Annotated in this window: 11 protein-coding genes; 4 read left to right on the forward strand and 7 right to left on the reverse strand. The window is 73.5% G+C overall.

Features of this window, described 5'->3' with window-relative positions; genetic code table 11:
• Positions 1 to 8 precede the first annotated feature (8 nt).
• The 3 genes from ACFYZY_RS20570 (at position 9) to ACFYZY_RS20580 (ending at position 3,533) form a co-directional block, all read left to right on the forward strand.
• Complete coding sequence (locus ACFYZY_RS20570; RefSeq protein WP_388696017.1) at positions 9 to 1,415, forward strand: aldehyde dehydrogenase family protein; 1,407 nt, start codon at positions 9 to 11, stop codon at positions 1,413 to 1,415.
• Positions 1,412 to 2,524 (forward strand): NAD(P)-dependent alcohol dehydrogenase, encoded by a 1,113-nt coding sequence (locus tag ACFYZY_RS20575; protein WP_388696020.1) that lies wholly within the window; start codon positions 1,412 to 1,414, stop codon positions 2,522 to 2,524. Before ACFYZY_RS20570 ends, ACFYZY_RS20575 begins: the two co-directional genes overlap by 4 nt.
• Before the next feature lie 103 nt (positions 2,525 to 2,627).
• Positions 2,628 to 3,533 (forward strand): class I SAM-dependent methyltransferase, encoded by a 906-nt coding sequence (locus ACFYZY_RS20580; RefSeq protein ID WP_388696022.1) that lies wholly within the window; start codon positions 2,628 to 2,630, stop codon positions 3,531 to 3,533.
• Between the two features lie 157 nt (positions 3,534 to 3,690).
• On the opposite strand, the gene ACFYZY_RS20585 is transcribed toward ACFYZY_RS20580, so the two are convergent.
• The 4 genes from ACFYZY_RS20585 to ACFYZY_RS20600 all read right to left on the reverse strand — a co-directional run bounded on the left by ACFYZY_RS20585 (position 3,691) and on the right by ACFYZY_RS20600 (position 7,764).
• A complete protein-coding gene (locus ACFYZY_RS20585; RefSeq protein ID WP_388696244.1) occupies positions 3,691 to 4,224 on the reverse strand; it encodes an EF-hand domain-containing protein in 534 nt (177 codons plus the stop codon).
• Positions 4,225 to 4,582: 358 nt separating this feature from the next.
• Positions 4,583 to 5,941, reverse strand: a complete 1,359-nt coding sequence (locus ACFYZY_RS20590) for a hypothetical protein (protein WP_388696025.1) — start codon at positions 5,939 to 5,941, stop codon at positions 4,583 to 4,585.
• Between the two features lie 738 nt (positions 5,942 to 6,679).
• On the reverse strand, positions 6,680 to 7,090 hold the full coding sequence (arr, locus tag ACFYZY_RS20595; protein WP_388696026.1) for an NAD(+)--rifampin ADP-ribosyltransferase: 411 nt from the start codon (positions 7,088 to 7,090) through the stop codon (positions 6,680 to 6,682).
• 272 nt (positions 7,091 to 7,362) lie between these two features.
• Positions 7,363 to 7,764 (reverse strand): hypothetical protein, encoded by a 402-nt coding sequence (locus ACFYZY_RS20600; protein ID WP_388696029.1) that lies wholly within the window; start codon positions 7,762 to 7,764, stop codon positions 7,363 to 7,365.
• A 284-nt stretch (positions 7,765 to 8,048) separates the two neighbouring features.
• On the opposite strand from ACFYZY_RS20600, the gene ACFYZY_RS20605 reads away from it, so the two are divergent.
• A complete protein-coding gene (locus ACFYZY_RS20605) occupies positions 8,049 to 8,270 on the forward strand; it encodes a hypothetical protein (RefSeq protein ID WP_388696031.1) in 222 nt (73 codons plus the stop codon).
• Between the two features lie 34 nt (positions 8,271 to 8,304).
• Here ACFYZY_RS20605 and xdhC read toward each other — a convergent pair whose 3' ends face one another.
• The 3 genes from xdhC to ACFYZY_RS20620 are packed head-to-tail and all read right to left on the reverse strand — an operon-like array spanning position 8,305 to position 12,999.
• On the reverse strand, positions 8,305 to 9,123 hold the full coding sequence (gene xdhC, locus ACFYZY_RS20610) for a xanthine dehydrogenase accessory protein XdhC (protein ID WP_388696033.1): 819 nt from the start codon (positions 9,121 to 9,123) through the stop codon (positions 8,305 to 8,307).
• Positions 9,116 to 11,533, reverse strand: a complete 2,418-nt coding sequence (xdhB, locus tag ACFYZY_RS20615; protein WP_388696036.1) for a xanthine dehydrogenase molybdopterin binding subunit — start codon at positions 11,531 to 11,533, stop codon at positions 9,116 to 9,118. The genes xdhC and xdhB overlap by 8 nt, the downstream gene beginning before the upstream one ends.
• Positions 11,530 to 12,999, reverse strand: coding sequence for a xanthine dehydrogenase small subunit (locus tag ACFYZY_RS20620; protein WP_388696038.1), 1,470 nt, complete (start codon positions 12,997 to 12,999; stop codon positions 11,530 to 11,532). The genes xdhB and ACFYZY_RS20620 overlap by 4 nt, the downstream gene beginning before the upstream one ends.
• Positions 13,000 to 13,257: the final 258 nt, after the last annotated feature.

A 13,257-nucleotide genomic window follows, 5' to 3' on the forward strand; every position in this document is an offset into this window, starting at 1 on the left:
CCACCGTCATGCCGACCTCCGAGGCCGGTCGTTCCCCCGGGCACGGGGCCGCGCGTTTCGCCGTCGTCGACCCGGCCACCGGGGAAGCGTTCGACGAGGCTCCCGATCAGCGGCCGGACGAGCTGGACGCCGTGGTCGACCGGGCCCGCCGGGCCTGGCACGGCTGGCGGGCCGACCCCGTCGCACGCACCACCGCGCTGCGCGGGGCGGCCGACGCGGTGGAGACGGCCGGCGACGACCTCGCCCGGTTGCTCACGCGGGAACAGGGCAAGCCGCTGGCCGAGGCGCACGCGGAGGTCGCCCGTACGGCGGCCCGCCTGCGCTACTTCGCGGACCTGGCCCCCACGACCCGGCGGATCGCCGACGGCCGGCCCGTGGACAGCGAGATCCGCTGGCGGTCGCTCGGGCCCGTCGCCGCGATCGTGCCGTGGAACTTTCCCCTCCAGCTCGCGGCGGCGAAGTTCGCGCCCGCGCTCGCGGCGGGCAACACCGTGGTCCTCAAACCGTCTCCCTTCACCCCCCTGGCCACGCGCCTGCTCGGCTCCGTCCTCGCCGCCGTCCTGCCCGAGGACGTCCTGACCGTCGTCACCGGCCGCGAACCCCTCGGCGCCCGCCTCGCCGCCCACCCGGGCATCCGTCACGTCACCTTCACCGGCTCGGTGCCCACCGGGCGGGCCGTCGCCGGAGCGGCCGCGGCCTCGCTCGCCCGGGTGACCCTGGAACTGGGGGGCAACGACGCCGCCGTCCTGCTGGACGACGTGGAGGTGGACCGGATCGCGGACCGGCTGTTCTGGGCCGCGTTCCGCAACTGCGGGCAGGTCTGCATGGCGGTCAAACGCGTCTACGCCCCGGCCCGGCTCCACGCCGAGGTCGTCGAAGCCCTCGCCCAGCGCGCGAGGACCGTCGCCGTCGGGGCCGGCCTCGCCCCGGACACCCGGCTGGGCCCGGTCAACAACGCCCCCCAGCTCGCCCGGGTCGAGCAGGTCACGCGGCGGGCCCTGGCGGACGGCGCACGGGCGGCGGCCGGTGGCCGGCGGCCGGACGGGCCGGGCTACTTCTTCGCGCCCACCGTTCTCACCGATGTCCCGCCCGACAGCCCGGTGGTGACCGGGGAACAGTTCGGACCGGTCCTGCCGGTACTGCCCTACCGGAGCCTCGACGAAGCCGTCGAGGCGGCCAACGGCACCGGCTTCGGACTGGGCGGCTCCGTCTGGGGCACCGATCTCGACCGGGCCGAGGCGGTGGCCGGCCGGCTCGAATGCGGCACGGCCTGGATCAACCACCACGCCGAACTGTCCCTCGCCCAGCCCTTCGCCGGCGCCAAGGACAGCGGTGTCGGCGTCGCGGGCGGGCCGTGGGGGCTGTACGGCAACCTCCGGCCGTTCGTGGTCCACCGCCCGCGGGAGGAGGCGTGACGACCAGGTTCCGGGCAGCCGTCCTGCGCTCCTACGAGGGCCCGTTCACGGTCGAGGAGGTGGTGCTGCGGACGGAGCCCGCCGCCGGCGAGATCCTGGTCGAGATCGCGGGCACCGGGATGTGCCGGACCGATCTCGCGGTCCGGCGATCCGCCGGCCGGAGCCCCGTGCCGGCCGTCCTCGGCCACGAGGGCGCCGGGGTCGTGGTGCGGACGGGGGACGGTCCGGACGCCGCGATCGGCGTCGGTGACCACGTCGTGCTGAGCTTCGACTCCTGCGGACACTGCCGCAGCTGCCTCGGCGCGGCCCCCGCCCACTGCGACTCCTTCGCCTCCCTCAACCTCTTCGGGGGGCGCGGGGAGGAACCGCCGCGGCTCACCGACGCGACCGGCGCGGCACTGGCGTCCCGGTGGTTCGGGCAGTCCTCGTTCGCCGAGTACGCCCTCGTTCCGGCCCGCAACGCGGTACGGGTCGACCCCGCGCTGCCGCTCGAACTGCTCGGGCCCCTCGGCTGCGGTTTCCTCACCGGCGCCGGCGCCGTGCTGAACACCTTCGGCGCGGGTCCCGGCGACACCCTCGTGGTCCTCGGCGCGGGAGCGGTGGGCCTGTCCGCGGTGATGGCGGCCACCGCCGCGGGCGTACGGACCGTGGCCGTCGACCGGCGTCCCGGGAGGCTCGCCTCGGCCGAGCGGTTCGGCGCGACCCCCCTGCCCGCCGCCTCGCCCGGCCTGGCCGAGCGGATCCGGCGACTGACCGGCGGCGGGGCCCAGTACGCGCTGGACACCACGGCCTCGCCCCCGCTCGTCAACGAGGCGCTCCGGGCCCTGCGCCCCACCGGTAGCCTCGGTCTGGTGGCACGCCTCCACGCCCCCCTGGCGCTCGAACCGGGCACGCTCGACCGCGGCCGGAGCATTCGCCACATCTGCGAAGGGGACGCCGTACCCGGTGTACTGATACCCCGGCTGATCGGACTGTGGCGGGCCGGACTCTTCCCTTTCGACCAGCTGATCCGCACCTACCCGCTGGCCGGCGTCAACGAGGCCGAACACGACTGCGAAACGGGCCGCGTGGTCAAACCCGTCCTGCTCCCAAGGAAACCGAGCCGATGAGCAAGCCGATGGGCGGGGCGACGGGCGGGGCACGCGGCGCCCAGGACCCGCCCCACCCGGCGAGTGAGCATCTCGCACCCCCACTCCCGCCGACGGAGGAAACATGACAGGTCCGGCACCCCTGCACACGGACACGGAAGGCGTGGACGGAGGCGTGGGCCTGACCGCCCTGCTGGTCGCCGCGGCACGGGCCATCGAGACCCACCGCCACGACAGCCTGGCCCAGGACCCCTACGCGGAACACTTCGTCCGCGCGGCCCCCGCCTGCGCGGACTGGCCGGTGCGCGCCGAGCAGGCTCCGGGCGGGGACGACAACCCGCTGTGGGGGCGGTTCGCCCGCTACTTCGGCCTGCGGACGAGGGTGCTCGACGACTTCGTCCTCCGGTCGGCCGGTACGGGCGCCCGCCAAGTGGTCCTGCTGGGAGCGGGACTGGACACCCGCGCCTTCCGGCTGGACCTGCCGTCCGGCTGCGTCGTCTTCGAGCTCGACAGGGCGGGCGTGCTGGCCTTCAAGCAGCGGGTGCTCACGGGCCTGTCGGCCGCCCCGAAGGCGAGGCGGGTCCCCGTACCGGTGGACCTGCGCGGGGACTGGGGCAGCGCGCTGACCGCCGCCGGCTTCGACCCGGCCGCACCGAGCGTCTGGCTGGCCGAGGGACTCCTCTTCTACCTGCCGGGCCCCGTCGAGACGCACCTCGTCGACACGGTGGACGGACTGACGACCGGAGGCAGTGCTCTGGCCTTCGAGGCCAAGCTGGAGAAGGATCTCCACGCGTACCGCGGCAGTCCGATCTACACGGCGACGCGGGAACAGATCGGCATCGACCTGCTCCGCCTCTTCCACACGGGGCCGCGCCCCGACTCCAGGGGCGACCTGACGGCCAGGGGCTGGTCCGCCTCCCTGCACACGCCCTTCGAATTCACCCGCCGGTACGGACGCGGCCCCCTCCCCGAGCCCAACGACGCGCTGGAGGGGAACCGGTGGGTGTTCGCGCACAAGCCCTCGCCATGACGCCCGCGACGCTCACGGCGGCGTCCGCACGGGGCCCGAGACCGGGGCCCCGCTCGCGGGCCCCGGTCGGTGGGACGCGTCCCGGTGGAAGCGGCGGTCCGGTGGCGTCGTGGCGGGGGTGCCGCCCGTGGACCGGGAGAGCCGCTGACGGGCCGTGTCAGACGGCCCGGGCGTCCACCAGACGGTCGCCCGGGATCCCGGCCAGGTCCGGTGCGTAGTAGTCCTTGATGCCGACGGCCCACGTGTCCACGGCGACGCGGTCCTTGTCGTCCGGACCGAAGGCGTCGAAGAGGGCGTGGATGTTCGCCTCCTCGAAGCCGATCGCCCTCATCAGCGAGACGAAGAGGGGGCGCTCGATCAGGCCGTCTCCGTCGGGGTCTCCGAGCGCGGACAGGGCCTCGGCGAACTCGGCGATCGTGGGACCGAAACGCTCGGGGTCGAGTACGAACGGGCGGAACTCGTCCACGGTGATCACACCGTCGCCGTTGGCGTCCAGTTCGGCGGCCAGCGTCGTCCAGTAGCGGCGGAACGCGGCCCGGACAGCGGCCTTGGCACCGTCGTCCGAAGCGGCCGCCGCCTCCAGGACACGGCCCGTCATCAGGTCGAAGTCGTCGGATTCGACGACTCCGTTGCCGTTGGCGTCGAAGAGGGAGAAGACCAGCTCGACCCGCTTGGCGGCCTCGTCTCGCATTTCCATCACCTGTCTCCTGCGGCCCGACGCGTTTCGGGCCTGGGTCAATGGGAGCCGCTGCTCGACCGTGCCGGGACGCACGGAATCCTGCTGTCGGCCGCGCCGGCGCGACCGAACGGCCTCGATACCGGCGGTCTTGACCGCTCTTCCCGACCGGGCACGTGCGGCGGCCGTGCCCCATGAAACCGTCTCGACGAGCCGCAGGCTCCCGATCTTCGCTTCTGGTGACAGAAGGAAAGTTACATGCGCGTACGCGACACGTCGGACACCTCCCTTGTCACAGCCGGACCGCTTCACCGGTCCCGTTCGTCAGCTCATCCGACCCCGCCGGTGGCGACTCCCGCGCGCGGGGCACGGTCTAATCCCTGATCTTGACGAACCGCATCCGCGTCGCCCCGTTGCTGTCGGTGCCCCCGGCCTCGGCGGTGGTGATCTTGCCGCCGGTGAGGACGAACATCAGGTGCAGGCGGACCGTACGGGGGCCGGAGGCGACCGCGTACTCGGTCATGATGTGCGTGGTTCCGCCCTGGTGCTCCTGGCGGTCCGCGTTGATCGCCGCGATCTGGGTGAAGCTCGTCAGGAGGGTGTCCGTGGTCTCGTCCCGCAGCCAGCCGATGATGTAGCCGCTGCCGCCGGTGGCGGAACCGAGCGCGTACCGCACGTCGCTGTCGATGTGGTACACCCCGGCCTCCGGGAGTACGACGTCGGACTTCGGGACCGGTACGTCGGTACCGGCCCTGGCCAGGAGGTTGGCGTGCTGCTGTTCGGTGTTGAGGAACCCGCTCACCGGTGTGAGACGGGCGCCGATCCGCCACCGCTCGGGGCAGCCGCGCACCCCGGTGACGTCGATGTCCACCGACCGTTCGGTGCCGGTGTTGCCGCCGGGCGCGATGCCCGTCACGTCGATCCGGGGGACGAGCAGTCCGCCGGTCGTGTTCCGGGCGGCGTTGCACGGGGACGGGTCCAGGGCGGGCGTGTCGGGCGCGTACAGGCATCCGTCGCTGCCCCGGACGAGGGCGTTGCCCCGGTCGGTGGACAGGCACGGCGGACGGGCGGGGGCGCATCCGTCCTGGCAGGAGGCGACCGGGACGACCGGCGGGACGGGGGCGTAGGGGGTCGAGCCGTCGAGGGTGTCGGTGGTGCAGGTGACCGCTCCGTCGCAGGTGCGGCACGTCGTGCGCAGGAACGGCCTGCCGCAGCCCGGGGTGGCCGCCCGCACGGTGAGGACGAAGCTGTCGACCGTCCACTGCTTGGGGCCGACCCGGCAGGCGTCGTCGTTGCCGGTCTCCAGGTTGAGTTCGACGACGACCTTTCCGGCGAGGACGTCCGCGAGGGGCACGGTGGTCGGCGGGATGACGCCCTCGTCCTCGCCGCCCGCCGGCAGGTCGGGCGGTCCCAGGAGGTCGGTGCGGACCGGGGTCGCGCCGTTCCACAGGGCGAAGCGGCCGTAGAGCCGGCACGCCGTTCCGTCGCCGTCGTTGCGGACGTGGACCGAGGCGCCGATCGTGACCTCGGTGGGCTTGCCGCGCAGCGACGCGGGGTCGACACGGACGACGCCGGCGAGCCAGGTGTGCTGTCCGTTGTGCGTCCCGTCGTCGGCCGGGAACGTGCCGGTGCCGCTGTCCAGGATCGTCTGGGCGACCACGGGGTCCAGCGCGGCGTGGGTGTGGGCGAGGGTGTAGTACGGCGTCGGGTCGATGCTCTTGGCGGTCGCCACGACCCGGTACGGCGCGGAGTCGCGCAGCGAAATCGTCTCGCAGCGCTCGCACCGCCCGGAACCGCAGCACGAGGAACCGGGGCGGGGGGAGCCGGAGCACCCGGAGCACCCGGAGTCGGGGCACCTGGAGTCGGGGCAGGGGGCGGGAAGGTGGGCCGGCTCGGTGGGCCGTCGGCCGCCGACGGCGATCGGGGACTGTGCGCAGCCGCATCCACTCATGGGTCAACTCCTCGCACGGGATGGGGTGGGGGTGGCCTCAGTGACGGCGTGCCGCCGTGCCGCTCGGGGCACGGGAGCACGGGGGGGGTGAGGTGTCGGCGCGCGGTCGGAGCGCACGGGAACCGCTCCGGAAGGGGCCTGTCGGAAACTCACGGTGGACCGGAAGCCGGCCGAGCGACGGGCGGGGAGAGGAAGAAGAGAGGTGGGGAAGTCCGCCCGGACGTAGGCATATCAACAGCTCAGCCGTTCAGCTTCTCTGAAGCCATTCCCAACGTACTATCTGGTGATCTGCCGGGCATTACCTCGAAAGAGTGGTTATTTCTCGCCGGAGGGCAGGTGGCCTCTCCCGGTGCCGCGCTCCGTCGGCCGGCGAAGGCCCGTACCCGGAACAGGGCCCCGTTCCCGGGACGTTGGCGGCGGAGGGCGTCCCGGCCGTCTCCGTACGGACACCGGCGGTGTCGTTCCCGGCCTGCCCCGCGCGGCCCGAAGCGGCCTCGGCGGCGAGCTTCGCGCCGCCCCTCAGTTGATGATCTCGGCGCGTTCGTCCCGGAGGACCGCGGCCAGCCGGTCCCGCCACATCCGCAGGGCCTCGGGGGTCTGCCGCGTCCAGTCGGTGACCTCGCCGACGATCCGGAGCGGCTCCCTGCTGCGGTAGGAACGGGTGGGGTTGCCGGGGAACTTCTTGTCGGTGACGTTCGGATCGTTCTCGAAGTCCCCGGTCGGTACGACCTCGTACACGCGCGGGGCCCCGTCGCCCGCGGCGAGTTCGGCGGCCAGTCCCGCGCCGTCGCGCAGCGCGGTGAAGTAGATGTGGTTCATCACGACCTCGGGCCGGTAGTTCGAGCGGAAACCGGCGGTCAGATGATCCCCGACGCGCAGGTCGGCCTTCGTTCCGTGGAAGAACGGTCCCTCGTCCAGCACCTCGTCCATCGTCACAGGCTAACAAGAGGACGAAGTCGGCCCCGCGGACCGCGCACCCCTCGACACCGCATGATCGTTTTCGGGCTTTCCGTACGAGGCCCTCGCGGAGCGCTTCCGTCGCGCCGCCCGCACTCTATCTTTCTACAGCTCTGTAGAGAGTTCGTGATCGGAGCGCTCTCGCACCGCCGGGGAGCCCCCTCCGGCCCGCCGGACCGGACGCCCCCCGCACTTCCGCAAGAGCGTGGATTCCGTTCGGCGGTCACCGCGCCCGGGTCCTGCCGCTACTCGCCCGCCGGGGCGGGCGGGCACAGCAGGGCGGCGAGGGAGGCGGCGAGTTCGACGGGTTCCACCGGGAGGGTGACCGCGGCGTCCGCGCGGCTCCAGGTGGCCAGCCAGGCGTCCTGGGGGCGTCCGACGAGGAGCAGGACGGGCGGGCAGTGGAAGACCTCGTCCTTGATCTGCCGGCAGACGCCCATGCCGCCGGCCGGGGCGGCCTCGCCGTCCAGGACGCAGGCGTCGACGCCGCCCTCGTCCAGGCGGGCGAGGAGGGCGGGCAGCGTGGCGCACTCCACGAACTCGACCGGGGGGACGTCGGCCGCGGGCCTGCGCCCGGCCGCCAGCCGCACCTGCGCGCGTGTGTTCGCGTCGTCGCTGTAGACCAGGACCCTGGCACTCGACCGCATCGTTCCTCCCGGGATGCCGGCCGGGCCGCCCGCGCGGTCCGGAACCGCCGCCCGGCACGCCCCGACGGGCCCCTCACCACCGTACGTCCCTCCGGGCGGGCGGCGAAGGGGGTGACACGGCGACTCGGCGGGGGAGCGCGGGAACACGAGAACAACCGCGAGAACATGCGAACGGATGTTCAAGAATCTTCACAACGGGTATTCCGGTCTGTTCGGCACCCGCCGGGCGCCCGTGTCCGCCGGACGCGGGCACACGGCCGCAGCTTCACGGCGGTGAGAACCCGATGGCTCCCTGCAAGAGGCCCGACTACCGCACCGGCCACCGCGGCCGGCACTGGACCCACGCCCTGCGCTCCGCGCAGAAGGCCGGTGCCGTCATCGTCACCGACGACACCGAAGAGCCCGTCGCCTACGCGCCCGATCGCTCGGGCCCCGGCCGTTTCAGGCCCTGGATCACCGAGGCCGGCCTCCGTCACGACAGCCACGACGTCCATCCCGAGTGGTGACCGGCGCGTCCGTCCCGCCGTCCCGGGCCGGGGGTCAGGCCCCCTCGGTCCCGAAGGCGCGCAGCAGGTCGGCGGCGACGCTCACGGCGATGGTCGCGGGTTCCTTGCCGGTGATGCCGGGCAGCCCGATCGGGGTCTTGATCCGGTCGATGGCCGCCTCGTCGTGGCCGCCCTCGGTGGCGAGGCGCTTGCGGAACCGCGCCCACTTGGCCGCCGACCCGATCAGGCCGATGGAGCCGAGACCCGGGGTGCGCAGGGCGGCGTCGCACAGGGCGGCGTCCTCGGCGTGGTCGTGCGTCATGATCAGGACGTGGGTGCCCCGCGGCAGCTCCGCGAGGACCTCCTCGGGCAGCAGCGGCGTGTGGTGCACGCGCACCCGGGCCACCGCGTCCGCCAGCACGCCGAGCCGCTCCTCGGCGAGGACGTCGGAGCGGCTGTCGATCAGGTGGAGGTCGAGGTCCTGGCGCGCCAGGACGCGGGCCAGCTCCAGGCCGACGTGCCCGACGCCGAAGACCGCGACCGCCCGTACCACCGGCAGGGGTTCGAGCAGCACCGATACCGTGCCGCCGCAGCACTGCACGCCGTGCCGGTTGGCCACCTTGTCGTTCAGGGCGAAATCGATCAGCTCCGGTTCCGGCGCGGCCGTCGCGATCATCTCCCGGGCCCGGTCGATCGCGACGGCCTCGACGTTGCCGCCGCCGATCGAGCCCCACGTCCCGGCCGGCCCGACCACGAGCTTCGCGCCCGCGTCGCGGGGGGCGTGGCCGCGCACGGCCGCGACGGTCACCAGCACGCCGGGTTCCCGGCGTGCCCGCAACCGCGCGACCGCGGCGACCCATGTCGTGTCAGGCACGGTGCAGCGCTTCGGCGTCGGTACGGGCCGGACCGCCGTCGGCGAGGCCGTCGGGGGCCCGGCCGCTCCCGGACGCGCCGCCCCGCCGGGCCTCCCGGATCGCCCAGTACACCGCTTCCGGCGTGGCGGGCGAGGCCAGTTCGACGCCGGTCCCGGGCGGGCCGAACGCGGCGGCGGCCTGCCGCAGCGCCTCCCGCACCGAGAAGGCCAGCATCAGCGGGGGCTCGCCCACCGCCTTGGAGCCGTACACCGCGCCCTCCTCGGTGGCGTTCTCCAGGAGCGTGACGTGGAACTCCTCGGGCATCTCCGAGAAGCTCGGCAGCTTGTACGTGCTCGCCGCCTGGGTCAGCAGCCGGCCGCGGTGCGGTCCGTCGCCGGTGTCCCAGCGCATGTCCTCCAGGGTCAGCCAGCCCGCGCCCTGCACGAACCCGCCCTCGACCTGACCGATGTCGATCATCGGGGAGAGGCTGTCGCCGACGTCGTGCACGATGTCCACCCGGCGGACGCGGTACGCGCCCGTGAAGCCGTCCACCTCCACCTCGGCCGCGGCGGCTCCGTGGGAGAAGTACTTGAACGGCGAGCCCCGGAAGGTCTTCGCGTCCCAGTGCAGCCCCTCGGTCCGGTAGTAGCCGGCCGCCGAGAGCTGCACCCGCTGGAAGTACGCGGTGCGCACCAGGTCGTCCCAGGCCAGCTCCGTGTCGCCGCCCAGGGCGCGCGCGACGCCCTCGACGATGCGCACGTCCGAGGCGTGGGCGCCCAGCTGGGTGGCGGCCACCCGCAGCAGCCGCTCGCGCAGTTGCTCGCAGGCGTTCTTGATCGCGCCGCCGTTGAGGTCCGTTCCGGAACTCGCGGCGGTGGCCGAGGTGTTGGGCACCTTGTCGGTGCGCGTCGGGGCGAGGCGCACCTTGTGGAGCGGGATGCCGAGCGTGGTCGCGGCCACCTGGATCATCTTGGTGTGCAGGCCCTGGCCCATCTCGGTGCCGCCGTGGTTGATCAGGACCGAGCCGTCCTTGTAGATCAGCACCAGCGCGCCGCCCTGGTTGAAGGCGGTGAGGTTGAACGAGATGCCGAACTTGATGCCGGTGACCGCGAGGGCCCGCTTGGTGTGCGGGTGCGCGGCGTTGAAGGCGGCGATCTCGCGCCTGCGGTCGGCGACGCCGGCGTTCTCCTTGACCTGCTCCCAGACCGCGGAGATCCGCTCGGCCTGGGTGACGGGCTGCCCGTACGGCGTCGTCTGGCCCCGGCCGGGCCGGTAGAAGTTGCGTTCCCGCAGCTCCATCGGGTCCAGGCCGAGCCGGGGCGCGCAGCGGCCCAGGATGTCCTCGACGACCAGCATGCCCTGGGGGCCGCCGAAGCCGCGGAAGGCGGTGTTGGAGACCTTGTGGGTCCTGGCGACGCGTCCGGCGACGCGCGCGTGGGGGATCCAGTACGTGTTGTCGATGTGGCACAGCGCGCGGGCGAGCACCGGTTCGGAGAGGTCCAGGCTCCAGCCGCCGTCGGCGGTCAGGGTGGCGTCGAGGGCCTGGATGTGGCCGTCGGCGTCGAAGCCGATCCGCCAGGAGGCGTGGAACCCGTGGCGCTTGCCGGACATCGTGAGGTCCTGGGTCCGGTTGAGCCGCAGCCGGACCGGGCGGCCGGTCAGCCTGGCGCCGAGCGCGGCGACGGCCGCGAACCCGTGCGGCTGCATCTCCTTGCCGCCGAAGCCGCCGCCCATCCGCAGGCACTGCACGGTCACCTCGTGGCTGGGCAGGCCGAGCACGTGCGCGACGATCTCCTGCGTCTCCGAGGGGTGCTGGCTGCTGCTCTGGACGAACACCTGCCCGTTCTCGTCGATGTGGGCGAGCGCGCAGTGCGTCTCCAGGTAGAAGTGCTCCTGGTCGGAGAACTGGAACTCGCCGGTGAACACGTGCGCGGAGCCGGCGAGGCCGGCGTCGACGTCACCGGTCACCATCAGGGGGCGGGCGCCGTGGAAGCTCTCGGCCTCGATCGCGTCCCGGAGCGTGATCAGGGAGGGGAGTTCCTCGAGGTCGACCTCGACCGCCGCCGCGCCGAGCCGGGCCGCCTCCAGGGTCTCGCCGAGCACCCAGGCGACGGCGTGGCCGTGGAACATGACCGTGTCGGGGAAGAGCGGTTCGTCGTGCTTCATGCCCGCGTCGTTGACCCCGGGCACGTCGGCTCCGGTGAGGACGCGGACCACGCCGGGGACGGCGAGCGCGGCTTCGGTGCGCAGCGCGGTGATCCTGGCGTGGGCCTTCATGACCTGGACCGGACAAGCGTGCAGCACGTCCTTGGTGCGCTGGACCAGGTCGTCGGTGTAGAGCGCGGCGCCGGTGACGTGCAGCGCGGCGCTCTCGTGCGGCACGGAGACGCCGACGGCGGGCTTCTCGGGACGTTCGGACAGATGGCTCATGACGAGACCGCCTCGGTGGTTCGCGCGTACAGCTTCAGCAGGCTCTGGCCGAGCATCGCGGTGCGGTAGCCGGCGCTGGCGCGGTGGTCGTCCATCGGTGTGCCCTCGGTCCGCAGGACCCGGGCCGCGGCGTCGGCCGTCTCCGCCGTCCACGGCTCGCCCTCCAGGGCCGCCTCGGTGGCGAGGGCGCGGATCGGGGTGGCGGCCACGCCGCCGAGGCCGATCCGGGCCGTGCGGACGACGCCGTCCCGGATGTCGAGCGCGAAGGCGACCGCCACGCTGGAGATGTCGTCGAAACGCCGCTTGGCGATCTTGTGGAAGGCCGTGACCGGTGAGAGCGGCAGCGGGACGCGCACCGCGCGGATCAGTTCGCCGGGGCGGCGCACGCTCTGCCGGTAGCCGGTGAAGTAGTCCGCCAGCGGGACCTCGCGCTCGCCGTCGGCGTCGGCGAGCACCACCGACGCGTCGAGGGCGAGCAGGGCCGGCGGGCTGTCGCCGATGGGGGAGCCGGTGCCCAGGTTGCCGCCGAGGGTCGCGCTGTTGCGGATGAGCCGGGACGCGAACTGCGGGAAGAGTTCCGCGAGCAGCGGGACGGAGCCGTCGAGACGGCGTTCGATCTCGGTGAGCGTCAGCGCCGCCCCGATCTCGACGAAGCCGGGTTCGACGCGCAGCTCCCGCAGTTCGGGCAGCCGGTCGACGGCGACGGCGCAATCGGCCCGGCGGGAACGGATGTTCACCTCCACGCCCCAGTCGGTGGAGCCGGCGACCACCACCGCGTCGGGGCGCTCGCGCAGCAGCAGGAGCGTTTCGGCCAGGGTGTCCTTCCGCAGGAAGGCCCTGCCGTCCTGGACGTACTCGGTGGCCACGGGGGCGGGCGGGGCCTGCTCGCGGCGCCGTGCCAGCGGGTCCTCGTCGGCGGGCGTGCCGACGGCGAACGCGGCGTCGCGAATCGGGCGGTAGCCGGTGCAGCGGCACAGGTTCCCGCTCAGCGCGTGCAGGTCGAAACCGTTCGGACCGTGCTCGGCGTCGGCGTGGGCGCCGTCCGCGGGCTCCGCGTGCGCGCAGCGGCCGGGCCGGTAGTACTCGGCGGCCATGCTGCAGACGAATCCCGGCGTGCAGTAGCCGCACTGGGAGCCGCCGCGCATCGCCATCTCCTCCTGCACCGGGTGCAGGACGGGCGCCGTGCCGGGTTCGCCGGCGGTGGCGAGGCCCTCGGAGGTGACGACCTCCTGGCCGTCGAGCGCCGCGACCGGGAGCAGGCAGGCGTTGACCGCCACCCAGTCGGTGGGCTTGTCCACCCCGGGGCGGGCCACCAGGACGGAACAGGCGCCGCACTCCCCCTCGGCGCAGCCCTCCTTGGTGCCGGTGAGGCCGCGCTCGCGCAGGAAGTCGAGGGCCGTGGTGTGGGGCGCGGCCGGCGAAATGGGGGTTTCTTTTCCGTTGATCGTGAGGCGCGCCGCTACCATGCCGGACCCTCGTTCCGGTCCGTGTTCGGTCGATTCATCGTGCTCACCCATTTCAGGCAGATTTCTTTGTCCGGACGCGCCGAATGGAAGAAGGGGGCGCGGAAGGGCACGCGGCGACGGCGTGCCGGGATGCGGTGAAGGAGAAATCCGGAACGCGCCGAGAACGGGCGCGCCGGGACGGCGCGTTCAGCAGCCGTGTGCGATCCGGCCCGGCGCCCAGGCCGTGCGGCGGGCGAGGCGACCGAGGTCAGAGAGGGT

It is taken from the genome of Streptomyces sp. NPDC001744, assembly GCF_042892575.1.
In the GTDB taxonomy this organism is placed as follows: domain Bacteria; phylum Actinomycetota; class Actinomycetes; order Streptomycetales; family Streptomycetaceae; genus Streptomyces.